Below are 22,693 nucleotides of genomic sequence, written 5' to 3'. Positions count from 1 at the left end.
CGCAGCGCTCGCCGGTCCCGTCGCGCGCCGAGGTGCCCGCCGCCTCGCGCGCCGAAGCGGCGCAGCGCCCGACCGCCCGCCGTCCGCTGCCCATGGACGACTTCGACGATGACCTCGACATCCCGGATTTCATGAAGGACTAGCCTTCTCGTTCATGGGCTCGGAACAACTAGGCGGCGCTCGCCGCATCCGTCGCGTGCTGTCCACGCGGGCCGGGGGAGCGAGCGCCGCGCCGTACGACTCGTTCAACCTGGGGCGGCACGTCGGCGACGACGAGCGCGCCGTGCTCGCCAACCGGGCCCGGCTGGCGGACGCGCTCGCGCTCGCTCCCGAGCGGCTCGTGTGGATGGAGCAGGTGCACGGCCGCGGCGTGCGGGTCGTCGACGGGCCCCAGCCGGCGCCGGTGGAGATGACCGACGCGGTCGTCACCGCCACCCCCGGCATCGGGCTGAACGTGCTGAGCGCGGACTGCGTCCCGGTCCTGCTGTGGGACGCCGCCGCCGGTGTCATCGGCGCCGTGCACGCCGGCCGGCAGGGCGTGCGCCTGGACATCGCCACCGCCACCGTCGAGGCGATGCGCGGGCTCGGCGCCCGCCCGGAGCGGATCGAGGCCCTTCTCGGGGCCGCCGTCTGCGGCGCCTGCTACGAGGTTCCCGCAGCGCTGCAGCAGGACGTCGAGCAGGCCGCGCCGGGCAGCGCCGTACGGACCCGGCAGGGCACCGCCGGTCTCGATCTGCGCGCCGGCCTCGCCGGCCAGCTCGCTCGCGCCGGCGTCGAGAACGTGCAGGTCGATCCCCGCTGCACCGCGGAGGACCCCTCGCTGTACAGCTACCGGCGCGACGGACGCACCGGGCGGCAGACCGCCGTCATCTGGATCGAGGAGGACCGATGAGCGCCGTCACCGCGCGCGAGCTCAACGCGATCACCGACGCGGTCGCCGCGTTTCGCGAGCGTCTCGCCGACGCGTGCCGGGCCGCCGGTCGCGATCCCGCGGAGGTCAGCCTCATCGCGGTCACCAAGAACCACCCGGCGGAGTACGCCGCCCACGCGGCGCACTGCGGGGCGCTGGACCTCGGCGAGAACAAGCCGCAGGAGCTGGCCGCCAAGCGGGCCGGCGTCAACGAGATCGACGCCGAGCTGGGGCAGCGGGCGCGCTGGCACTTCATCGGGCGGCTGCAGCGCAATAAGGCGCGCCAGGTCGTCGAGAGCGCCGATTTGGTGCACTCGATCGACCGTCCGGCGTTGGCCGACGCGGTCGCCCGGGCCGCCACCGCCGGCGACCGGTGGTCCGCGCATCGCCCGCTGCCGGTCCTGTTGCAGGTCAACCTCGACCCGGACGCGCCGCGCGGCGAGCTGGACTCGACGGCGGCCCGCGGCGGGGTGCACCCCGCCGACATCCGCCGGCTGGCCGCGCACGTGGCGACGTACGACAACCTGCGGGTGCGCGGGCTGATGGCGATCGCACCGCTCGGTCACGACCCGGCGCGGTGCTTCGCCAGGCTGTACGAGCACAGCCTCGACCTGCGCGTCGACCTGCCCGGCGCCGAGCTCATCTCGGCCGGAATGTCGGGCGACTTCCCCGCCGCGGTCGCCAACGGCGCGACGCACGTGCGTGTCGGAACTGCGCTGTTCGGTGAGCGCGCACTAGCCTAGGGCGGAGCACAATTTCACCCCGCGGGCCGCGTCGCCCGTGCCTTCGATCCCGACAGAAAAGGTTGTCCTGATGAGTGGAGCCATGCGGAAGATGGGCGTCTATCTCGGCCTCGTCGAGGGAGACGAGCACGAGGAGCTGGCGCAGACCCACGGCTCGGCGTCCCGCACCCGGGACTACGACGTCGAGGAGCGCGAGCCGCGCGGACGCCGGGACGGCCGCTACGACTACGACGACGAGGCGGAGTACGACGAGGAGCCCGAGCGCCCCGCGCCGCGCAGCACCCGTCCGGCACCGGTCGAGTCGTACGCCGCGCCGGCCACCCGCTTCGCCGACGAGGCTCCGGCGGCGCCGGCCCGCCCCGCGACGCCCGCGACGGCGCACCGCATCACGACCCTCCACCCGCGCACCTACAACGAGGCGCGCGCGATCGGCGAGGAGTTCCGCGACGGCAACCCCGTCATCATGAACCTGTCCGAGATGGACGACGCCGACGCCAAGCGCCTTGTCGACTTCGCCGCCGGCCTGACCTTCGGCCTGCGCGGCTCGATCGAGCGGGTGACCACCAAGGTGTTCCTGCTCTCGCCGCAGAAGGTGAAGGTCACCGCGGAGGACAAGGCGCGCATCGCGGACGGTCGTTACCCCTCGCGCGGCTAGTTCACGCACAATCGTCTGGTGAACATCTTCCTGGACCTGCTGCACCTGCTGCTGTTCCTCGCCGTGGTCCTGCTGTGGATCCGGATGGTGCTCGAGTGGGTGCGCATGTACGCCCGGCGCTGGGTGCCCTCGGGCGTGCCCGCGGTGGCCATCGACAGCGTCTACACGATCACCGACCCGCCGGTGAAGCTCATGCGGCGGCTGATCCCCCCGATCGCTATCGGAGGTGCAAGGGTCGACGTCGGGTTTATGGTTCTACTATTGATACTCAGCCTGCTCTTGCGGTTCACGTAACGAGCAAGTACGAAGCAGTGTCGTGCCGTAGGCTGCAGGACGGCCCGTCGGATATCTGCACTGAGTGAAGGAAAAAGGACACACCATGCCGTTGACCCCCGCCGACGTCCACAATGTGGCGTTCAAGAAGCCGCCCATTGGCAAGCGCGGATATGACGACGAAGAGGTCGATGCCTTCCTCGACCTCGTCGAGGCCGAGTTCGCCCGGCTCATCGAGGAGAACGCCGACCTGCGCTCGCAGGTAGCCGACCTCGAGGGCCAGCTGGCGGGGCGGCCGTCCAGCGCCGAGAACGTCTCCAGCGGCAGCGGCCACTACTCGGTGCTCGCGGAGAACGCGGGACAGGACGAGGCGCCCGCCGAGGCCCAGCCCGAGCCGGAGCCCACCGTGCAGGCAGCGCCCGAGCCGCAGCCCGAGCCCGCGAAGCCGGCGTCCGCGATGGACGAGCACATCCAGGCCTCGCGCATCCTGGCCCTCGCCACGGAGACTGCCGACCGGCACGTCAACGAGGCCAAGGAGAAGGCCGAGAAGGAGCTGGCGGAGGCCCAGGCCAAGGCCGAGGAGCTGCGTACGACCGCCCGCCGCGAGCACGACGACACCATCAACGGCGCCAAGTCCGAGGCCGAGCGGCACCTCACCGAGGTACGCACCAACGCCGCCGCGCTGCTCAGCGACTCGCAGTCGAAGGCGGCCGCGACGGAGAAGGCCGCGCAGGAGCGGGCCCAGGAGCTCACCGCCGCCGCGGAGCGCAAGCAGGCCGACATCCTGCGCGCCCTCGACGAGCGCAAGAGCGTCCTCGAGCGCCGCATCGAGGGGCTGCGCGACTTCGAGGCGGCGTACCGCACCCGGATGCACGGCTACCTCACCAACCAGCTCAAGGAGATCGACGAGCTGCCGCCGATCGCCCCCGACGGGTCCGAGCAGACCGGCAACGGCCCGGCGAGCCAGGTCTCCGGGTTCGTCGGCTCCAGCGACAACCGCTAGGCGCCGAGGCGGCACCGACCGCCCCAGATCGCAGAGGATGTCCCCGGATGCAGCGTTCGCGCTGCATCCGGGGACATCCTGTCGTTACGGCTGCTTGCTGACCCAGACGCGGAGGGTGTCGTCGGCGCCGTCCGGCTGCCGCTCGAGGGAGCCCTCGCGGACGGCGGTCGCCAGCACCTCCTCCGCGAGATAGCCCTGGTGCGCCCGGACGGCGTTCGCGACGTCCGCCGAGGAGGCCGACCACACCAGCTCGATGCGGTCCGAGACGTCCAGCCCGGAGTTCTTGCGCGACTCCTGGACGAGGCGCACCGCCTCCCGGGCCAGTCCGGCCGCGCGCAGCTCGTCGGTGATCTCCAGATCCAGGGCCACGCTCTCGCCGCCCTCGGTGTGCACCGCCCAGCCCTCCTGCGGAGTCTCGGTCACGATCACGTCGTCGGGCTCGAGGGGGAACGCCGCGCCGTCGATGGTGAGCTCGGCCGTGCCGGCGCGCAGTGCTGCGGCGAGCGCGGCGGCGTCCGCCGCCGCGATCTGCTTGGCGGCGTCCTGCACCTTGCCGCCGAGCCGCCTGCCCAGTGCCCGGAAGTTGGCCTTCGCGGTGACGTGCACCAGCTCGCCCGAGGCCTCGCCCAGCGGCTGCACCGACTGCACGTTGAGCTCGTCGGCGATCTCGGCGCGCAGCTGCTCCGACAGCCGCCCGTAGCCGGCCGCGCCGATCAGGGCGCGGCCCAGCGGCTGCCGGGTGCGCACCTTCGACGCGGTCCGCGCGGACCGGCCGAGGTCGACCAGCCGGCGCACCTGCGCGACGTCCGCCGACAGCTCGGCGTCGATCAGCGTCTCGTCGTGCTCCGGCCAGTCGGCCAGGTGCACCGACTCGGGCGCGTCCGGGTAGGCGGCGCGGACGACGGAGTCCCACACCTTGTCGGTGATGAACGGGACGAACGGCGCCATGACGGTCGTGAGCTTCGCGACCGCCTCCGTGAGGGTGGCCATCGCCGACGGGTCGCCGTCCCAGAACCGGCGGCGCGAGCGGCGCACGTACCAGTTCGACAGGTCGTCGATGAACTGCGTCAGGCGGCGACCCGAGCGGGTCGAGTCGAAGACCTGCAGCGACTCGTCGACCACCTTGATCGTGTCGTTGAGCTCCGAGAGCAGCCAGCGATCCAGCGACGGCCGCTCGGCGACCGGCGGCGCGGCGCGAAGCACCTCGGCCAGGTCGACGTCGTTGGCGTCGGCGTACAGCGTCAGGAACGAGGCGGTGTTCCAGTACGTCAGCAGCACCTTGCGGACCACCTCGCCGATCAGCTCGTCGCCGACCCGGCGGGTCGACCACGGGTTGCCGACGCACAGCATCAGCCAGCGCAGTCCGTCGGCGCCGTGCTTGTCCATCAGGGGGATGGGCAGCATGATGTTGCCGAGGTGCTTGCTCATCTTCTTGCCGTCCTGATCGACGATGTGCCCGAGGCACACCACCGACTTGTACGACGAGCGGTCGAACACCGTCGTGCCGACCGCCATCAGCGAGTAGAACCAGCCGCGGGTCTGGTCGATCGCCTCGCAGATGTAGTCCGCCGGGTAGCGGCGCTCGAAGGTCTCCACCGAGCCCGGCTGATGCGGGTAGCCGAGCTGCGCGAAGGGCATCGAGCCGGAGTCGTACCAGGCGTCGATGACCTGCGGGACGCGCCGGTAGGTGCCCTCCTCGCCGTCGACGGTGAACGTCACCTCGTCGATGAACGGCCGGTGCGGGTCGAGGCCGGACAGGTCGCGGCCGACGTACTGCGCCAGCTCGGCGAGCGAGCCGACGCAGATCATCTTCGTCTCGTCGGCGTCGTTGACCCAGATCGGCAGCGGGGTGCCCCAGTACCGGTCCCGCGAGAGCGCCCAGTCGATGTTGTTGTTCAGCCAGTCGCCGTACCGCCCGTGCTTGACGGTCTCGGGATGCCAGTCGGTCGCGTCGTTCTCGCGCAGCAGCTCGTTCTTGCGGGCCGTCGTCCGCACGTACCAGGACGGCAGCGCGTAGTACAGCAGCGCCGTGTGGCAGCGCCAGCAGTGCGGATAGGGGTGCTCGTACTGCTGGAAGCGGAAGAGCAGCCCGCGCTCGCGCAGGTCGCGCACGAGCGCCTTGTCGGCGGTCTTGAAGAACTGGCCGCCGACCAGCGGCAGGTCGGGCTCGAAGGTGCCGTCGGGGCGCACCGGGTTGATCACCGGCAGCCCGTAGCGGCGGGCGACCAGCATGTCGTCGGCGCCGAACGCGGGCGCCTGATGCACCAGGCCGGTGCCGTCCTCCGTGGTGACGTAGTCGGCGAGCACGACCAGGTGGCCGTCCTGCTCGTCGGGCCAGGACACCAGCTCGAACGGCCGGCGGTAGCGGGCGTTCTCCAGGTCGCGGCCGGGCAGCGACGACAGCACCTCGGCGTCCTCGCCGAGCACCGCCCGCAGCAGCGGCTCGGCGACGATGACCGACCGGTCGTCGGCGGTGAACCCCGCGCCGCGCGCGACGACGTACTCGACGTCCGGGTGCACCGCGACCGCCGTGTTGGAGACGAGGGTCCACGGGGTGGTCGTCCAGACCAGCAGGTCGGCGTCCTCGACCTCGCTCGGCGCCTCGGTGAGCGGGAACCGCACGTACACCGACGGGTCGGACACCGTCTCGTAGCCCTGGGATACCTCGTGGTCGGACAGCCCGGTGCCGCAGCGCGGGCAGTACGGCGTGATGCGGTGGTCCTTCACCAGCAGGCCGGCGTCGAAGGTCTGCTTCAGCGCCCACCACACCGACTCGACGTACGACGGGTTCATCGTCCAGTACGCGTCGTCCAGGTTGACCCAGTAGCCCATCCGGGTGGTCAGGTCGGAGAACGCACCGACGTGCCGCTGCACCGACTCACGGCACTTGGCGTTGAACGCCTCGATGCCGAACTTCTCGATGTCCGGCTTGCCGGAGAACCCCAGCTCCTTCTCGACGGCGATCTCGACGGGCAGCCCGTGGCAGTCCCAGCCGGCCCGCCGGGGCACCGAGTAGCCCTTCATGGTGCGGTAGCGGGGGTAGAGGTCCTTGAAGACCCGGGCCTCGACGTGGTGCACGCCGGGCTGCCCGTTCGCGGTCGGCGGGCCCTCGTAGACGATCCACGGCTCACCGTCCTTGGTGCGCTCGACGGAGCGGGCGAAGATGTCTCGGTCGGCCCAGCGCTGCAGGACCTCGTGGTCGAGCGCGGGCAGGTCGACCTTGTGCGGCAGGGGCGTGGCTTTGGCCATCGGATGCGTCCTCGTGCGATCAGTTCCGTGATCGAGGGACGACGCCCGCCGGTCGGCGGGAGTGGCCGCGGTACCACCCTCGTTGGCTCGCGCGCGAGCCCGCTCGTTCGTGACAGTGGCTGGGTCTACTGGCCTCGCGGCGTTCTTCCAGCGGCTCGGGGGTGATCTTCGCCGTGGTCGGCTGCCAGGCTCACACCGCCCCTGGTCGCTCGTCAGCCGAGGACACGACTACTCGTCCCCGTCGGGGCCGTCGCACGTCGGATATCAGGGTACGCTCGCCGGTCGACGACCGGTCACCCGGCCGGGGCGCGGAGGACGCGGCTGATCCGGGGCGCCGGCCGGCCGGAATAATGGGCGCATGAGCTTGACGGTGGCGTTGCTGATCGCCACCGTCGTGGTGCTCGTGGCGATCCTCGCCGTCCGCGCCACCACCCGGTTCGGGCTCCCGTCGCTGCTGCTCTACCTGGCGCTCGGTGTGCTGCTCGGGACGTCGGGCATCGGCATCGACTGGGGGGACGCCGACCTGGCGAAGGAGCTCGGCACGATCGCCCTGGTGATCATCCTGGCCGAGGGTGGCCTCACCACGCGGTGGCGGGAGGTCGCCCCGCACCTCGGCCTGGGCCTGGCGCTGTCCACGATCGCCGTCGCCGTCAGCGTGCTGGTGATGGCGGCGTTCATGGTGGGCGTGCTGGGCATGCACTGGCAGGTCGCGGTGGTCGCCGGCGCGATCATCTCCTCGACCGACGCCGCCGCGGTGTTCTCGGTGCTGCGACGCCTCGGGCTGCCGCCGAAGGTCACCTCCGCTCTCGAGCTGGAATCCGGCCTCAACGACGCCCCGGTGATCCTGCTGGTCACCTTCCTGTCGGTGCCGCTGGCGGACATCCAGCCGTGGTGGGAGATCGCCCTGCTCATCGGCTACGAGCTGATCGCCGGCCTCGGCATCGGCCTGGTGACCGGCTTCGCGGGCGCGGCGCTGATGCGGCGCGGGGCGCTGCCCTCGGCCGGTCTCTACTCGCTGATGGCCATCGCGATGCTGCTGCTGTCCTACGAGCTGAGCACCCTGGCGCACGCCAGCGGCTTCCTCGGGGTGTACGTCGCCGGCGTCGTCCTGGGCAACGCCAACCTGCCGTTCAAGCGGGCGGTGATCGGGTTCGCGGAGGCGCTGGCCTGGCTCTCGCAGATCGGCCTGTTCGTGATGCTCGGCCTGCTGGTGTTTCCCGAGCAGATCCCGCAGGTCGTGCTGCCGGCCCTGCTGATCGGTGTCGTGCTGCTGTTCCTCGCCCGGCCGCTGTCGGTCGCCGCCGCCTCGATCGGGCAGCGGGTGAACCTGCGCGAGCAGGTGTTCTTCTCGTGGGCGGGGCTGCGCGGCGCGGTGCCGATCGTGCTGGCCACGATCCCGATCTCCAACGGCCTGGAGGGCGGCTGGCAGATCCTGCACATGGTGTTCGTGCTCGTCGTGGTGTTCACCCTCGCGCAGGGCACCACGCTGCCGGCGATGGCCCGCCGGCTGGGGCTCACGGGCAAGGCGCAGACCCGCGACCTCGAGGTCGAGGTCGCGGTGCTCGACGAGATGGCCGCGGACCTGATGACCGTCGCCGTCCCGGAGGGCTCGCGGCTCAGCGGCGTGTACATCGGCGACCTGCGGCTGCCGTCGGTGTCCGCGGTCAGCCTGGTGATCCGCGGCGACGAGCGGTTCGTGCCCGATGCCGGCACGCTGATCCGCACCGGCGACCAGCTGCTCGTCGTGACGCCCAGCGACCAGCGGGAGGCGACCGAGCGCCGGCTGCGGGCGGTGGCCCGCTCCGGCCGGCTGGCCGGGTGGTTCGGCGACGACGGCACCGACCTGCCGCCGGGGCGCCCGCGCGAGAAACCCGGCCGTGGTCATTGAAGAATGCACAGCCGGTGCGTAGCCTGCAGCACAACAGAGGCATCCCAGCCCGCCGGGCTCGGGATGTCTGTCCACATCGATAGGGGTCCTCGTGGCAGCGCAGAGCAAGACCGCCCAGTCCGCAACAAAGCCCGCCGGCAAGGCGGCCGCGCCGAAGACGACCCGCGCCGCGGCGGGGGAGAAGAAGACGGCGGCGAAGAAGACGCCCGCCAAGAGCGCTGCCAAGGCCCCCGCGAAGACGACCGCCGCCAAGACCGCGCCGGCGAAGCGCACCACCAAGGCGCCGGCCCGGACGAGCGCCGCCCGCACCCCCGCCAAGACCGCCGCCACGACGCCCGAGCCGGGCACCCCGGCCACGAAGGCGCCCGCGAGGTCGCGGCTCAGCGCGGCGGACGTGAAGGAGTTCACCGCGCTCATCGAGAGCGAGCTCGCGCAGGTGCGCCAGGAATACGAGGACTCCGTCGCGATCCTCGACGAGCTGAAGAACGCCGGGCAGGACTCGGCCGGTGACGACCCCGCCGACGCCGGCACGAAGACGTTCGAGCGCGAGCAGGAGATGTCGATCGCGAACAACCGCCGCGATCTGATCAGCCAGATGGAACGCGCGATGGCCCGCATCAAGGCCGGAACCTACGGCGTGTGCGAGAGCTGCGGGCAGATGATCCCGAAGGCGCGCCTGCAGGCCTACCCCCAGGCGACGCTCTGCGTGGCGTGCAAGGCCCGCGAGGAACGGCGGTAGCGTCGCCCGGTTCCCGCATGGTCGATAATCGACGGGTGACCGACACTCCCCAGCCCGCATCCGACGACCGGCAGGAGCGCCGCCCCGAGCCCGCGGCCGTCCCCGGACGGCCCGCTCGGCAGCGCCGCACGGTGCTCCTGTTCACCATCGCCGCGGTCGCGCTGCTGATCGACGTCACGACCAAGATCTGGGCCGTGCACGCGCTGAGCGGTCGCGAGCCGCTCAAGCTGGCCGGCGGGGCGGTGTACCTCACGCTGGCGCGCAACAGCGGCGCCGCCTTCTCGATGGGCACCGGCATCACCATCGTGATCTCGTGCGTCGTGATCGTCGTCGCGGTCGGGATCGCCGTCGTCGCGCGCAAGGTCCGGTGGGCGCCCTGGGCGTGGGCCCTCGGGCTGATCCTCGGCGGTGCGCTCGGCAACCTCGCCGACCGGATCTTCCGCCATCCCGCACCGCTGCGCGGCGCGGTCATCGACTACCTCAGCCTGTTCGACCCGTACGGGCAGGTGTGGCCCATCTTCAACGTCGCCGACATGTGCGTCGTGTGCGGCGGCATCCTCGCCGGCCTGCTGGCGATCATCGGCCGCGAGCTCGACGGGCAGCGGACGAGCGACGACAAGGCCGAGACGGTGTCCTCGTGACCGCGCGGCTGCTGCCGGTGCCCGACGGCCTCGACGGGATGCGCGCCGACGCGGGCCTGTCGCGGCTGCTGGGCATCTCCCGCACCGCCGCGGCCGAAGTGTGCGAGGGCGGGGGCGTGCTGCTCGACGGGTCGGTGATCGGCAAGTCCGACCGGCTGGTCTCCGGCGGCCTCCTCGACGTCACCCTGCCCGAGACCGACCGTGCGCCCCGCCTCGACGACACGCTGGTCGACGGGCTGGGCATCGTGTACGCCGACGACGACATCGTCGTCGTCGACAAGCCGGTCGGGGTCGCCGCGCACCCGAGCCCCGGCTGGGAGGGCCCGACGGTGATCGGCGGAGTCCTGGCGATGGGGCACCGGGTCTCGACCAGCGGCGCCGAGGAACGCCGCGGGGTCGTGCACCGCCTCGACGCCGGCACGACCGGGCTGATGGTGGTCGCGAAGTCCGAGCGCGCGTACACCGCCCTCAAGCGCGCCTTCAAGGAGCGCACGGTCGAGAAGGTCTACCACGCGATCGTGCAGGGGCACCCGGATCCGATGACCGGCACCATCGACGCCCCGATCGCGCGGCACCCCCGCCACGACTGGAAGTTCGCGGTGGTCGCCGGAGGACGCGACTCCGTGACGCACTACGAGGTCATCGAGGCCTTCCCGGCGGCAAGCCTGGTGGAGATCCACCTCGAGACCGGCCGCACCCACCAGATCCGGGTGCACTTCTCGGCGCTGCGCCACCCGTGCGTCGGCGACGCGATGTACGGCGCCGACCCCACGCTCAGCGCGCGGCTGGACCTGGGCCGCCAATGGCTGCACGCGCACCGGCTGGGCTTCCACCACCCGGCGGACGGCGCCTGGGTGACCTTCGAGAGCCCGTACCCGGCCGACCTGCAGCACGCGCTCGATCGGCTGCGCGAGGACTAGATGATCGATCGCGTCCTCGTGCCGTCGGAGCTGTCGGCCTACGGCACCGCGACCGCTGCGGCGCTGCTGATCGGCGGCTACCTGCTCGTCGGCGAGCCGTACGTCGGTGCCGTCCTGCATCGCCGCTTCGAGGCGGCGGCGCACCGCTACGAGGACGCCCGCCGCTGGCTCTACCGCCGGCTGCTGCTGCTGGAGTGGGGGCTCGCCGCGCTGTGCCTCGCGACGGTGGCGCTCGCCCCGCACGTCGACCTCGCCGCGGTCGGCGTGCGGCCGCCCGACGCGGCGCTGGGCTGGGGGATCAGCGCCGCCGCGGCGCTGGCGGCGCTCGCCTTCGCCGTGACGACCGCGCGCGAGATCGCCCGCAGCGGCGGCTCCGGCCAGCTGCCCGCCGGCAGCGAAGCGGTCGTGGTCATGCTGCCGCGGACGCCGGTCGAGCGGCGGCTGTTCGCGCTCGTGGCCGTCACCGCGGGGGTGTGCGAGGAGCTGGTCTTCCGCGGCTACCTGACCGCGCTGGTCGCCGCGCTGGTGCCCGGTGCTCCGGTGTGGGTGTGCCTCGTGGCCGCCGCGGTCGCCTTCGGCCTGGCGCATCTCTATCAGGGCGCCCCCGGCGTGGTCGGCACCTTCCTGGTCGGCATCGCGCTCGGCGGGCTGTACGTCGTCACCGGCTCGCTGCTCGCTCCGGTCCTGGTGCACGTGCTGATCGACCTGCGCGCGATCTCCCTGGGCCGCCTCGCTGTCGCACCGCTCACCGAAGCGGCACACGCCGAGCCGACCCGCCACCTTCGTCGGGGCGCGGTGCGACAATGGGTGTTCGGTTCGACGAGGGAGCGGTGAGCAGCACGGTGGGTACGGCAGATTCCTTCGTTCATCTGCACACGCATACCGAGTACTCGATGCTGGACGGCGCCGCCAAGATCGGCGGCCTGATGGGCCGCGCCGCCGAGCTGCAGATGCCCGCGATCGCGATCACCGACCACGGCAACGTGCACGGCGCCTACGACTTCTACCGGCAGGCCAAGGACGCCGGGGTCAAGCCGATCATCGGCATGGAGGGCTACTACACCCCCGGCTCGCGCTTCGACCGCGTCCCCTACGAGTTCGGCACCATCGTCGACGACGAGACCTCCGAGGAGGGCTCGAGCAACAAGGGCCGCGCCGCGTACAACCACATGACGCTGCTGGCCTACAACACCACCGGCATGCACAACCTGTTCCGGCTGTCCTCCCTGGCCAGCCTCGAGGGGCAGTACCGCAAGCCGCGCTTCGACCGCGAGATCCTCGAGCGCTACCACGAGGGGCTGATCGCCACGACGGGCTGCCCGTCCGGCGAGGTGCCGATGTGGCTGCGCGCCGGCAAGCGCGACCGCGCGGTGCAGGCGGCCGCCGACTTCCAGGACATCTTCGGCAAGGACAACTTCTACTGCGAGCTGATGGACCACGACCTCGCGGTCGAGAAGTCCTACCGCAGCGGCCTGATGGACATCGCTCGCGACCTGCAGATCCCGTTCGTGGCGACCAACGACCTGCACTACACGCACAAGGAGGACGCCAAGGCGCACGGCGCGCTGCTGTGCATCCAGACCGGCGATCGGCTCTCCAACCCCAACCGATTCCACTTCAACGGCGACCACTACTACCTGAAGTCCGCCGAGGAGATGCGCGCGAAGTTCCGCGAGCTGCCCGAGGCGTGCGACAACACCCTCGTCATCGCCGAGCGGGTCGACATCACGTTCAACGAGTCGGCCAACTACATGCCGCGCTACCCGGTCCCGGAGGGCGAGTCCGAGGAGTCGTGGTTCGTCAAGCAGGTCGAGAAGGGACTGCACGACCGCTACCCGAACGGCATCTCCGACGAGGTGCGCAAGCGCGCCGACTACGAGGTCGGGATCATCGCCCAGATGGGCTTCCCCGGATACTTCCTGGTGGTCGCCGACTTCATCAACTGGGCGAAGGAGAACGGCATCCGCGTGGGGCCGGGGCGCGGATCGGGCGCCGGCTCGATGGCGGCGTACGCGATGCGCATCACCGACCTCGACCCGCTGCAGCACGGCCTGATCTTCGAGCGCTTCCTCAACCCCGACCGCGTCTCGATGCCCGACTTCGACGTCGACTTCGACGAGCGCCGGCGCGGCGAGGTCATCAACTACGTCGTCGACAAGTACGGCAGCGAGTACGTCGCGATGATCGTCACCTTCCAGACGATCAAGGCCAAGAACGCCGTCAAGGACGCCGCCCGCGTGCTCGACAAGCCGTACGCCGTCGGCGACATCCTCACCAAGGCGATGCCGCCGGACATCATGGGCAAGGGCGTGCCCCTGTCGAAGATGTGGGACGAGAAGCACGAGCGCTACAACGAGGGCGGCGAGTTCCGCGGGCTCTACGAGAGCAACCCGGAGTACAAGGAGGTCGTCGACACCGCCAAGGACCTCGAGGGGCTGCGCCGCGGCACCGGCGTGCACGCCGCGGGCGTGATCATGTCGTCGGCGCCGCTGATGGACGTCATCCCGCTGACCAAGCGCGAGGCCGACGGCGCGATCATCACGCAGTTCGACTACCCGACCTGCGAGACGCTCGGCCTGATCAAGATGGACTTCCTGGGCCTGCGCAACCTCACGGTCCTCGACGACGCGCTCGACAACATCAAGATCAACCGCGACGAGACGGTGGTCCTGGAGGACCTGCCGTTCGACGACGCCGAGACCTACCGGCTGATGGCCCGCGGCGACACCCTCGGCGTGTTCCAGCTGGACGGCGGCCCGATGCGCGCGCTGCTGCGCTCGATGCGCCCCGACTGCTTCGAGGACATCTCGGCCGTCGGCGCGCTGTACCGCCCGGGCCCGATGGGCGCCGACTCGCACAACAAGTACGCCCGCCGCAAGACCGGGCGCGAGCAGGTGGTGCCGATCCACCCGGAGCTCGCGGAGGCGTTCGAGGACATCCTCGGGGAGACCTACGGCCTGATCGTGTACCAGGAGCAGGTCATGGCCATCGCGCAGAAGGTCGCCGGCTACACGCTCGGCCAGGCGGACCTGCTGCGCCGCGCGATGGGCAAGAAGAAGAAGGCCGAGCTCGACAAGCAGTTCGAGATCTTCTCCGGTGGCATGCGCGAGCGCGGCTACTCCCAGGCCGCGGTCACCACGCTGTGGGAGATCCTGCTGCCGTTCTCCGACTACGCCTTCAACAAGGCGCACTCGGCGGCGTACGGCGTGGTGTCCTACTGGACGGCGTACCTCAAGGCGCACTACCCGTCGGAGTACATGGCCGCGCTGCTGACCAGCGTGGGCGAGAACAAGGACAAGATGGCGGTGTACCTCAACGAGTGCCGCCGCATGGGCATCAAGGTGCTGCCGCCGGACGTCAACGAGTCGTACGCGCGGTTCACCCCGGTCGGGACCGACATCCGCTTCGGCATGGCGGCCGTGCGCGGCGTCGGCGGCAACGTCGTCGACCTCATCGTCAAGGCCCGCGAGGACAAGGGCGCGTTCACGTCGTTCCACGACTTCCTGCGCAAGGTCGACCAGCAGGCGTGCAAGAAGAACGTCGTGGAGTCGCTGATCAAGTCCGGCGCCTTCGACTCGCTGCAGCACCCGCGGCGCGGGCTGCTGCAGATCCACGCCGAGGCCATCGACGCGGTCGCCGACGTCAAGAAGCAGGAGGCGATGGGACAGTTCGACCTCTTCGGCGCGATGGGCGGCGACGAGGCGGCCGACGACGCGACAAAGTTCGAGGTCGCGATCCCGCAGCACGAGTGGCCCAAGCGCGAGAAGCTCAGCTTCGAGCGCGACATGCTGGGCCTGTACGTCTCCGACCACCCGCTGCACGGCCTCGAGCACGTGCTCTCCAGCGCCGCCGACACCTCCATCGCCGGCCTGCACGAGGAGAACGCGTACGCCGACAAGGACGTCGTCACGGTCGCCGGCATCCTGACCGGCGTCGAGCGCAAGATCAACAAGCAGGGCCAGTACTGGGCCAAGGCGACCGTCGAGGACCTCGAGGGCTCGGTCGAGATCTTCATCTTCGCGCGCACCTACGAGACGGTCGGGCACCTCGTCGCCGAGGATCAGGTGGTCGTCGTCTCGGGGCGGGTGGCGATCGAGAACGACGAGGCGCCGAAGATCCGGGTCGCCGACCTGTCGCTGCCGGACCTGTCCAAGGACAACAGCGGCCCGGTCGTCCTGCAGGTGCAGGCGCTGCGCTGCACCCCGCCGGTGGTGTCGCGGCTCAAGCAGGTGCTGTCCGGGCACCCGGGCATGGTCGACGTCCACCTGCGGGTGCTCAACGGCGAGCGCACCCACACCGTCCGGCTGGGGGAGGCGCTGCGGGTCAGCCGCTCGCCGTCCCTGGTCGGTGACGTGAAGGCGCTGCTGGGCACGGAGGGCTTCGTGCAGTGACCCGCGCGTGAGCACCCCGACGATCGGTCTGCGCGGCGCGGTGTGGCGCGGCCCCGGCCATGACCTGCTGCCCGATCACGTGGTGGTCGTCGCCGACGGCGTCGTCACCGCGATCGCGCCGTACGGCGACGCCGCGGCGGCGGACGCCGAGGAGATCGTCGGCGACGGGCGGTCGTGGATCGGCCCGGGACTGTACGACCGGCACGTCCATCTCGCGTTCGGGGCACCGGCCGACCTGGTCGCCGGCGGCGTCCTGCGGGCGCGGGACCTCGGCGCCCCCGGCTCGCTGGAGCTCGGCTCGCGCGGTGGCGGCGACGGCCTCGAGGTGCTGGCGGCGGGGCGGCTGCTGACCGCGCCCGACGGCTATCCGTCGCGGTCGTGGGGAGCCGACGGCTTCGCGTCGTTCGCGGCCTCGCCCGAGGAGGCGACGGCGCACTGCCACGCCGAGCACCGCCGCGGCGCCGGCCTCATCAAGGTCGCTCTCGAGGACGCCGGGGGCCAGCCCACGCTCGCGCCGGAGGTGCTCGCGGCCGCCGTGCGCACGGCACACGGGCTCGGGCTGCCGGTGGTCGCGCATGCGCTCACCGTCGAGATGGTGCTGCGCGCGCTCGACGCCGGCGTCGACGAGCTCGCGCACACGCCCACCGAGCCGCTGCCGGTCGAGGTCGTCGCCCGGCTGCGGGAGCAGCGGGTGAGCGTGTGCTCGACCCTGCAGACCTTCTTCGCCGAGGGCCGCGGTGCGAGCGTCGCCACGAACGCGGCGGCGCTGATCGCCGCGGAGGTGCCCGTGCACTACGCCACCGACCTAGGCAACACCGGCACCCGGCCGGGCGCCGACCCGCGCGAGCTCGACCGGCTGGCGCTCGCCGGGCTGGGGCGCGGCGGGGCGCTGGCCGCCGCCGCAGCCGGCACCGTGGACGTCGGTGGCCCCGCGCGGCTGGTGCTGCTGCCCGAGGACCCGCTCGCCGAGCCCACCGCGTGGTGGACGCCGAGCGCGGTGCTGGCCGGCGACCGCCTGCACCGAGGTGCTGTGGGCGATGCCTGAGCCGCGACCCCCACGGTCGTCGAGCGAGCGAGGAACGAGCGACGTCGAGACGCCGCAACCGGCCGAGGCACCCCACCCGTCGGCGGCCGTCGGCCGCGCGCTGCGCACCTTCCTGCTCGCGGTCGCGTGCGCGGTCGTGGTCGCGGCCGGGTGCGCGCTGCTCGCTCCAGGATCGCGTGAGGTGCTGACCAGGATCGGCGACCTTCCGGTGGATCCGCAGGACGAGCAGCGGGTCACCCCGGAGGTGTGGTTCGCGATCGCGATGTCGGCGCTCGCGGTCGCGACCACCGTGCTGTGGTGGCGGCGGGGGCTCTGGCGCGGTCCGGTCGGGCTCGTCGTGGCGACGCTCGCCGCCGCGGCGCAGACCGGGGTGGGCTGGCTGGTCTGGCGCGCGGTCGTCGCGGCCCGCGCCTTCGCGCCCGCGTCGGAGGTCGGCGCGGCGCACCTCAAGGCGCCGGTGATCAGCGGTCCCGGCGCGCTGGTGCTCGCCGGGGTGTGTGCGGTGCTGGCCTACGGAGCGCTGACGATCGTGACACCCCGGAGCGACCTGGCGCCGATTCGTCGGAGTCCTGACGCGTAGTCGGCGTCGCGCGCGAACGTGGGACTGATCGAGCCACCGTCTGTGCACCGGCCCGACGTCTGCCCCCGGGTCCACCCTCGCCCGGGTCGATGACCAGGGTGTGAGGCAGGCAATCGACGAGCCGAACGTAATCTGGTGGGATGAGCGAGATCCTGCGCACCATCGACCTTCGCGGCAAGCAGCTGCGGACCGCTGAGCTCCGCCGCGCCGTCCCGCGCGCCCAGATCGACGTCGAGCGCGCCACGGCCGCCGTCGAGCCGATCGTCGAGGACGTCGAGGCACGCGGTGCGGCGGCGGTCAAGGAGATCACCGAGCGGCTGGACGGCGTCTCCCTGCAGCAGCTCCGGGTTCCGGCCGAGAGCATCACCGACGCCCTGCGCACGCTGGATCCCGACGTCCGGGCGGCCCTCGAGGAGACGATCACGCGGGTGCGCGAGGTCCACGAGGACCAGCGCCGCACCGAAACCACCACCGAGCTCGCCGCCGGCGCCACCGTGACCGAGAAGTGGATCCCGGTCGAGCGGGTCGGCCTCTACGTGCCCGGTGGGCTCGCGGTCTACCCGTCGAGCGTCGTCATGAACGTGGTGCCGGCGCAGGTCGCCGGCGTCGGCTCGATCGCCGTCGCGTCCCCGCCGCAGCGCGAGTTCGACGGCCGGCCGCACCCGACGATCCTCGCGGCGTGCGCCCTGCTCGGCGTCGACGAGGTGTACGCCGTCGGCGGCGCCCAGGCCGTCGCGATGTTCGCGCACGGGACCGAGGAGAACGAGCCCGTCGACATGGTGACCGGGCCCGGCAACATCTACGTGACCGCGGCCAAGCGGCTGCTGCGCGGCGTGATCGGCATCGACTCCGAGGCGGGCCCCACGGAGATCGCCGTGCTCGCCGACGAGACCGCCGACGCGGCGCACGTGGCGGCGGACCTGATCAGCCAGGCCGAGCACGACCCTCTCGCCGGCTCGGTCCTGGTCACGCCGAGCGAGGCGTTCGCGCGCGCGGTCGACGAGCAGCTGAAGGTGCAGGTCGAGCAGACCAAGCACGTCGAGCGGATCAAGACCGCCCTGGGCGGCGAGCAGTCCGGCGTCGTGCTGGTCGACGACATCGACCAGGGGCTGCGCGTGGTGGACGCGTACGGCGCGGAGCACCTCGAGGTGCAGACCGCCGACAGCCGGGGCGACGCGGCACGCGTGCGCAACGCCGGGTGCATCTTCGTCGGGGCGTTCTCCCCGGTGCCGCTCGGTGACTACTGCGCCGGATCCAACCACGTGCTCCCCACCGGCGGGTCCGCGCGGCACTCCTCGGGGCTGTCGGTCCAGTCCTTCCTCAAGGGCGTCCACGTGGTCGACTACGACGAGCAGGCGCTGCGTGGCGTCGCGAAGTACATCGTCGACCTGGCGGACGCCGAGGACCTGCCGGCGCACGGTGCCGCGATCCGCGCCCGGTTCAGCGATGTCTGAGGCCGCCGACCTCGTCCAGTCGCTGCTGCGCCCGGAGTTCCGCGGCCAGGAGGCGTACGGCGCGCCGCAGCTCGACGTGCCGGTGCGGCTGAACGTCAACGAAAACTCCTACGACGTGCCGCCGGTCGTCGTCGCCTCCATCGTCGAGGCGATCCAGGCGGAGGCCGCGCACCTGAACCGCTACCCGGACCGCGAGTTCACCGCGCTGCGCAAGGCCCTCGCCGGCTACCTCGAGCTGCAGGCCGGCATCCGGCTCGACCTCGACCAGCTGTGGGCGGCCAACGGCAGCAACGAGGTGCTGCAGCACATCCTCATGGCGTACGGCGGCCCGGGACGCAGTGCGCTGGGCTTCGTGCCGTCGTACTCCATGCACGAGCTGATCTCGCGGGCCACCGGCACCCGCTGGGTGGCTGGGCACCGCGACGCGCGGTTCGACCTCTCGGTGGAGTCCGCGGTCGCCCAGGTGCGCGAGCACCGGCCCGACATCGTGTTTCTCTGCTCGCCGAACAACCCGACCGGGACGGCGATGGGCATCGACGTCATCGAGGCGGTGCTGCACGCCTCGGCCGGCGTCGTGGTGGTCGATGAGGCGTACGTCGAGTTCGCCCGGTCCGGCACGCGCTCGGCCCTGCACCTGCTCGAGGGCAACCCCCGGCTCGTGGTGAGCCGCACGATGAGCAAGGCGTTCGCCTTCGCGGGCGCCCGCGTCGGCTACCTCGCTGCCGATCCCGCCCTGATCGACGGACTGCGGATGGTGCGGCTGCCGTACCACCTGTCGGCGCTCACCCAGGCCGCGGCGTGCGCGGCCCTCGCGCACACCGAGCTGCTGCTGTCCAATGTCGAGGCGCTGAAGGCGCAGCGCGACCGGATCGTCGACACGCTGGCGAAGTGGGGGCTGCGGCCGGTACCGAGCGACGCCAACTTCGTGCTGTTCGGCGGCCTGGCCGATCCCTCGGCGACCTGGCAGGAGCTGCTGGACCGGGGCGTGCTGGTGCGCAACCTCGACATCCCGGGACACTTGCGGGTCAACGCCGGCACACCGGAGGAGACGACCGCGTTCCTGTCGGCGCTCGCCGACACCCTGGGCCTGGACGCCGCGCTCGTCTAGCGACGGCGGGGCCGCGCGCCGGGACCGGATGGCACCGCAGGCGCCCGGCAGGGGAGAATGGCCCTACGACCAGCACGACACCGGCGGCAGATCAGGAGCACAGGCATGGGGCGCACCGCGCGCATCGAGCGCAAGACGAGCGAGAGCTTGGTGCTCGTCGAGCTCGACCTCGACGGCACCGGACGCAGCAGCGTCTCCACCGGCGTCGGCTTCTACGACCACATGCTCACCGCGCTGTCGAAGCACTCGCTGATCGACCTGACCGTGCAGACCACCGGCGATATCGAGATCGATGCGCACCACAGCGTGGAGGACACCGCGATCGTGCTCGGTGAGGCGCTGCGCGAGGCGCTCGGGGACAAGCGGGGCATCCGCCGGTTCGGCGCGGCCACCATCCCTCTCGACGAAGCCCTCGCGCACTGCGTCGTGGACGTGTCGGGTCGCCCGTACTGCGTGCACACCGGCGAGCCCGCGGGCCAGCAGTACGTCGGCATCGGCGGCACTCCGCCTCTCTACATGGGATCGCTGACGCAGCACGTGCTGGAGACGCTGGCGCTGAACGCGCGGATGTGCATCCACATGAACGTGGTCGCCGGTCGCGACCCGCACCACATCGTCGAGGCGCAGTTCAAGGCGCTCGCCCGCGCGCTGCGTGAGGCGGTCGAGCCGGACCCGCGCACCGACGACGTGCCGAGCACCAAGGGCGCTCTATGACCCGCTCGGACGTCGTGGTGCTCGACTACGGGTTCGGGAACATCCGCTCCGTCCAGCGGGCGCTCGAGCGGGCCGGGGCCACCGTCGAGGTCGCCGCCGACCTGCGGCGCGCGGCCGAGGCCGATGGGCTGGTCGTGCCGGGCGTCGGTGCCTTCGAGGCGTGCATGGCAGGCATCGAGGCGATCGGCGCCGCGCAGGCCATCCGCGACCGGATCGCCGCCGACCGTCCGGTGCTCGGCATCTGCGTCGGCGCGCAGATCATGTTCCAGCGCGGCGTCGAGCACGGCGTCGAGCGCGACGGCATCGCCGCGGTCCCCGGCGAGGTGGTGCGGCTGCACGCGGACATCCTGCCGCACATGGGCTGGAACACGGTGGCGCCTGCACCGGGTTCGGCGCTGCACAAGGGCATGCCCGAGGACACGCGGTTCTACTTCGTGCACAGCTACGCCGCGAAGAGCACGGCCGCCGACGTCCTCGTCTCGACCTGCACCTACGGAGAGCCGTTCATCGCCTCCTACGAGCGTGGCGCGCTGAGCGCGACGCAGTTTCACCCCGAGAAGTCCGGCGACGCCGGAGCGCAGCTTCTCGCCAACTGGATGGAGACCCTGTGAGCCCCGACCTGCCCACCGACGACACCACCACCGAGGTCCCGATCGCGGGGCCGCGCCTCGAGCTGCTGCCCGCGGTCGACGTGACGGAGGGCAAGACCGTCCAGCTCGTCCGCGGGGAGGCCGGTTCGGGCAAGACCTACGGCGACCCGCTCGCCGCCGCGCTGCGCTGGCAGGAGGAGGGCGCCGAATGGCTGCACCTGGTGGATCTCGATGCCGCCTTCGGGCGGGGCAGCAATCGTGATCTGATCGCCTCGATCGTCGGCCAGATGGACATCAAGGTCGAGCTCTCCGGTGGGATCCGCGACGACGCCTCGCTCGAGGCCGCGCTCGCCACCGGCTGCCGCCGGGTCAACATCGGGACCGCCGCCCTGGAGAACCCGGAGTGGTGCGCCCGCATCATCGGCGAGCACGGCGATCGCATCGCGATCGGGCTCGACGTGCGCGGCGAGCAGCTGGCCGCCCGCGGCTGGACCGCAGAGGGCGGCAGCCTCTGGGAGACCTTGGAGCGCCTCGAGCGCGACGGGTGCCAGCGCTACGTCGTCACCGACGTGGAGAAGGACGGCATGCTCAAGGGTCCGAACGTGCATCTGCTGCGCCAGGTGTGCGAGCGCACCGACCGCCCCGTCGTCGCCAGCGGCGGCATCTCGACCCTCGACGACATCCGCCAGATCGCGCAGCTCACGAGCATCGGCGTCGAGGGCGCGATCGTCGGAACCGCCCTCTACGAGGGCAGCTTCACCCTGCCGCAGGCGCTCGAGGTCACGCGCTGATGGTGCTGGCGACACGGGTGATCCCGTGCCTCGACGTCGACGCCGGCCGGGTCGTCAAGGGCGTCAACTTCGAGAACCTGCGCGACGCCGGTGACCCGGTCGAGCTCGCCGCCCGGTACGACGCCCAGGGCGCCGACGAGCTCACCTTCCTCGACGTGACGGCGTCCTCGGGCAACCGGGAGACGACGTACGACGTCGTGCGCCGCACGGCCGAGTCGGTGTTCATCCCGCTGACCGTCGGGGGTGGCGTGCGCACCCCGCAGGACGTCGATCGGCTGCTGCGGGCCGGCGCCGACAAGGTCGGCGTCAACACCGCCGCGATCGACCGGCCCGAGCTGATCAGCGACGTAGCGCAACGCTTCGGCTCGCAGGTCCTCGTCCTCTCGCTCGACGTCCGCCGCGAGGCCGACCGGCCGAGCGGGTTCGGGGTCACCACCCACGGTGGCCGTCGCAGTGCCGGGCTGGACGCCGTCGAATGGGCGATCCAGGCCGCCGCGCTGGGGGCGGGCGAGCTGCTGCTGAACTCGATGGACCGCGACGGCACCAAGGACGGCTTCGACCTCGAGCTGATCGAGACCATGCGCCGTGAGGTCCGCATCCCGATCATCGCCAGCGGCGGGGCCGGCATCGCGGAGCACTTCGCGCCCGCCGTGGCCGCCGGCGCGGACGCGGTGCTGGCCGCCTCGGTCTTCCACTTCGGCGAGCTGACCGTCGGCGACGTCAAGGCCGATCTGCGCCGGCACGGGATCACCGTCCGCGACTGAGAGTCCCGTGGTGTTCTGCCGCCGGCCGGCTCTCTAGGCATACTCGCCGATGGCTTCAGGCCGGACCCGATATGGCGTGATCGGTGCGCTGATTCGTCTGGTGAGCGTCGCCATCGCCCATTCCCTGTCCGCGGCGTGCTTCGGTACCGAATTCGGGTCTTGGGTTCTAGGGGTCGTTGCAACGCCTTTGATCAGGAGGACGTTGCAGGTGGGTACGTATCAGCGATTTGGTCGC

The 22,693-nt window shown here is 71.6% G+C and carries 20 protein-coding genes; 19 read left to right on the top strand and 1 reads right to left on the bottom strand.

Going from position 1 to position 22,693, the window contains the following annotated elements:
• Nucleotides 1–154 precede the first annotated feature (154 nt).
• The 5 genes from pgeF to F8A92_RS15180 all read left to right on the top strand — a co-directional run bounded on the left by pgeF (nucleotide 155) and on the right by F8A92_RS15180 (nucleotide 3,584).
• Nucleotides 155–892 (top strand): peptidoglycan editing factor PgeF, encoded by a 738-nt coding sequence (gene pgeF / locus F8A92_RS15200; protein WP_153506016.1) that lies wholly within the window; start codon nucleotides 155–157, stop codon nucleotides 890–892.
• Nucleotides 889–1,653 (top strand): YggS family pyridoxal phosphate-dependent enzyme, encoded by a 765-nt coding sequence (locus F8A92_RS15195; RefSeq protein ID WP_153506015.1) that lies wholly within the window; start codon nucleotides 889–891, stop codon nucleotides 1,651–1,653. Before pgeF ends, F8A92_RS15195 begins: the two co-directional genes overlap by 4 nt.
• Nucleotides 1,654–1,723: 70 nt before the next feature.
• Entirely contained in the window at nucleotides 1,724–2,308 is a 585-nt protein-coding gene (locus F8A92_RS19300) for a cell division protein SepF (RefSeq protein WP_153506014.1), read from the top strand.
• Nucleotides 2,309–2,326: 18 nt separating this feature from the next.
• The gene (locus F8A92_RS15185; protein WP_228389481.1) at nucleotides 2,327–2,602 is read left to right on the top strand and encodes a YggT family protein; all 276 of its coding nucleotides are present in this window, start codon (nucleotides 2,327–2,329) and stop codon (nucleotides 2,600–2,602) included.
• 85 nt (nucleotides 2,603–2,687) lie between these two features.
• Complete coding sequence (locus F8A92_RS15180) at nucleotides 2,688–3,584, top strand: DivIVA domain-containing protein (protein ID WP_153506013.1); 897 nt, start codon at nucleotides 2,688–2,690, stop codon at nucleotides 3,582–3,584.
• An 84-nt stretch (nucleotides 3,585–3,668) separates the two neighbouring features.
• Here F8A92_RS15180 and ileS read toward each other — a convergent pair whose 3' ends face one another.
• Entirely contained in the window at nucleotides 3,669–6,833 is a 3,165-nt protein-coding gene (gene ileS / locus F8A92_RS15175; protein ID WP_194291524.1) for an isoleucine--tRNA ligase, read from the bottom strand.
• A gap of 358 nt (nucleotides 6,834–7,191) precedes the next feature.
• Here ileS and F8A92_RS15170 point away from each other — a divergent pair, with 358 nt between their 5' ends.
• The 14 genes from F8A92_RS15170 (at nucleotide 7,192) to hisF (ending at nucleotide 22,458) form a co-directional block, all read left to right on the top strand.
• A complete protein-coding gene (locus tag F8A92_RS15170) occupies nucleotides 7,192–8,721 on the top strand; it encodes a potassium/proton antiporter (protein ID WP_153506012.1) in 1,530 nt (509 codons plus the stop codon).
• Between the two features lie 91 nt (nucleotides 8,722–8,812).
• Nucleotides 8,813–9,460, top strand: coding sequence for a TraR/DksA family transcriptional regulator (locus F8A92_RS15165; RefSeq protein WP_228389480.1), 648 nt, complete (start codon nucleotides 8,813–8,815; stop codon nucleotides 9,458–9,460).
• 35 nt (nucleotides 9,461–9,495) lie between these two features.
• Nucleotides 9,496–10,101, top strand: a complete 606-nt coding sequence (lspA, locus tag F8A92_RS15160; RefSeq protein ID WP_228389479.1) for a signal peptidase II — start codon at nucleotides 9,496–9,498, stop codon at nucleotides 10,099–10,101.
• Nucleotides 10,098–11,021, top strand: coding sequence for an RluA family pseudouridine synthase (locus F8A92_RS15155; RefSeq protein WP_194291523.1), 924 nt, complete (start codon nucleotides 10,098–10,100; stop codon nucleotides 11,019–11,021). Before lspA ends, F8A92_RS15155 begins: the two co-directional genes overlap by 4 nt.
• A complete protein-coding gene (locus F8A92_RS15150) occupies nucleotides 11,022–11,855 on the top strand; it encodes a CPBP family intramembrane glutamic endopeptidase (RefSeq protein ID WP_153506009.1) in 834 nt (277 codons plus the stop codon).
• Nucleotides 11,852–15,412 carry a DNA polymerase III subunit alpha gene (gene dnaE / locus F8A92_RS15145; protein WP_228389478.1) on the top strand — a complete coding sequence of 1,187 codons (3,561 nt, stop codon included), beginning with the start codon at nucleotides 11,852–11,854 and terminating at the stop codon, nucleotides 15,410–15,412. Before F8A92_RS15150 ends, dnaE begins: the two co-directional genes overlap by 4 nt.
• Before the next feature lie 7 nt (nucleotides 15,413–15,419).
• Complete coding sequence (locus F8A92_RS15140; protein ID WP_153506007.1) at nucleotides 15,420–16,457, top strand: amidohydrolase family protein; 1,038 nt, start codon at nucleotides 15,420–15,422, stop codon at nucleotides 16,455–16,457.
• Nucleotides 16,450–17,037 carry a hypothetical protein gene (locus tag F8A92_RS15135; RefSeq protein WP_153506006.1) on the top strand — a complete coding sequence of 196 codons (588 nt, stop codon included), beginning with the start codon at nucleotides 16,450–16,452 and terminating at the stop codon, nucleotides 17,035–17,037. The genes F8A92_RS15140 and F8A92_RS15135 overlap by 8 nt, the downstream gene beginning before the upstream one ends.
• Before the next feature lie 140 nt (nucleotides 17,038–17,177).
• Nucleotides 17,178–18,491 carry a histidinol dehydrogenase gene (hisD, locus tag F8A92_RS15130; RefSeq protein WP_194291522.1) on the top strand — a complete coding sequence of 438 codons (1,314 nt, stop codon included), beginning with the start codon at nucleotides 17,178–17,180 and terminating at the stop codon, nucleotides 18,489–18,491.
• A complete protein-coding gene (locus F8A92_RS15125; RefSeq protein ID WP_153506005.1) occupies nucleotides 18,484–19,599 on the top strand; it encodes a histidinol-phosphate transaminase in 1,116 nt (371 codons plus the stop codon). Before hisD ends, F8A92_RS15125 begins: the two co-directional genes overlap by 8 nt.
• A gap of 105 nt (nucleotides 19,600–19,704) precedes the next feature.
• Complete coding sequence (gene hisB / locus F8A92_RS15120) at nucleotides 19,705–20,313, top strand: imidazoleglycerol-phosphate dehydratase HisB (protein ID WP_153506004.1); 609 nt, start codon at nucleotides 19,705–19,707, stop codon at nucleotides 20,311–20,313.
• A complete protein-coding gene (hisH, locus tag F8A92_RS15115; protein WP_153506003.1) occupies nucleotides 20,310–20,924 on the top strand; it encodes an imidazole glycerol phosphate synthase subunit HisH in 615 nt (204 codons plus the stop codon). Before hisB ends, hisH begins: the two co-directional genes overlap by 4 nt.
• Complete coding sequence (gene priA, locus F8A92_RS15110) at nucleotides 20,921–21,694, top strand: bifunctional 1-(5-phosphoribosyl)-5-((5-phosphoribosylamino)methylideneamino)imidazole-4-carboxamide isomerase/phosphoribosylanthranilate isomerase PriA (protein WP_228389477.1); 774 nt, start codon at nucleotides 20,921–20,923, stop codon at nucleotides 21,692–21,694. Before hisH ends, priA begins: the two co-directional genes overlap by 4 nt.
• Nucleotides 21,694–22,458, top strand: a complete 765-nt coding sequence (gene hisF, locus F8A92_RS15105; protein WP_153506002.1) for an imidazole glycerol phosphate synthase subunit HisF — start codon at nucleotides 21,694–21,696, stop codon at nucleotides 22,456–22,458. Before priA ends, hisF begins: the two co-directional genes overlap by 1 nt.
• The last annotated feature ends 235 nt before the right edge of the window (nucleotides 22,459–22,693 follow it).

The sequence above is a fragment of the Cumulibacter manganitolerans genome (genome assembly GCF_009602465.1).
GTDB classification, from domain to species: Bacteria; Actinomycetota; Actinomycetes; order Mycobacteriales; family Antricoccaceae; genus Cumulibacter; species Cumulibacter manganitolerans.
The sequence above is the reverse complement of the archived record's forward strand: the minus strand, read 5'-3'. Positions and strand labels throughout refer to the sequence as shown.

Bases quoted from the DNA above. Each gene is read 5' to 3' on its own strand.
- pgeF (WP_153506016.1), top strand. From the start codon at position 155: ATGGGCTCGGAACAACTAGGCGGCGCTCGCCGCATCCGTCGCGTGCTG.
- F8A92_RS15195 (WP_153506015.1), top strand. From the start codon at position 889: ATGAGCGCCGTCACCGCGCGCGAGCTCAACGCGATCACCGACGCGGTC.
- F8A92_RS19300 (WP_153506014.1), top strand. From the start codon at position 1,724: ATGAGTGGAGCCATGCGGAAGATGGGCGTCTATCTCGGCCTCGTCGAG.
- F8A92_RS15180 (WP_153506013.1), top strand. From the start codon at position 2,688: ATGCCGTTGACCCCCGCCGACGTCCACAATGTGGCGTTCAAGAAGCCG.
- ileS (WP_194291524.1), bottom strand. From the start codon at position 6,833: ATGGCCAAAGCCACGCCCCTGCCGCACAAGGTCGACCTGCCCGCGCTC.
- F8A92_RS15170 (WP_153506012.1), top strand. From the start codon at position 7,192: ATGAGCTTGACGGTGGCGTTGCTGATCGCCACCGTCGTGGTGCTCGTG.
- F8A92_RS15150 (WP_153506009.1), top strand. From the start codon at position 11,022: ATGATCGATCGCGTCCTCGTGCCGTCGGAGCTGTCGGCCTACGGCACC.
- F8A92_RS15135 (WP_153506006.1), top strand. From the start codon at position 16,450: ATGCCTGAGCCGCGACCCCCACGGTCGTCGAGCGAGCGAGGAACGAGC.
- hisD (WP_194291522.1), top strand. From the start codon at position 17,178: ATGAGCGAGATCCTGCGCACCATCGACCTTCGCGGCAAGCAGCTGCGG.
- F8A92_RS15125 (WP_153506005.1), top strand. From the start codon at position 18,484: ATGTCTGAGGCCGCCGACCTCGTCCAGTCGCTGCTGCGCCCGGAGTTC.
- hisB (WP_153506004.1), top strand. From the start codon at position 19,705: ATGGGGCGCACCGCGCGCATCGAGCGCAAGACGAGCGAGAGCTTGGTG.
- hisH (WP_153506003.1), top strand. From the start codon at position 20,310: ATGACCCGCTCGGACGTCGTGGTGCTCGACTACGGGTTCGGGAACATC.
- hisF (WP_153506002.1), top strand. From the start codon at position 21,694: ATGGTGCTGGCGACACGGGTGATCCCGTGCCTCGACGTCGACGCCGGC.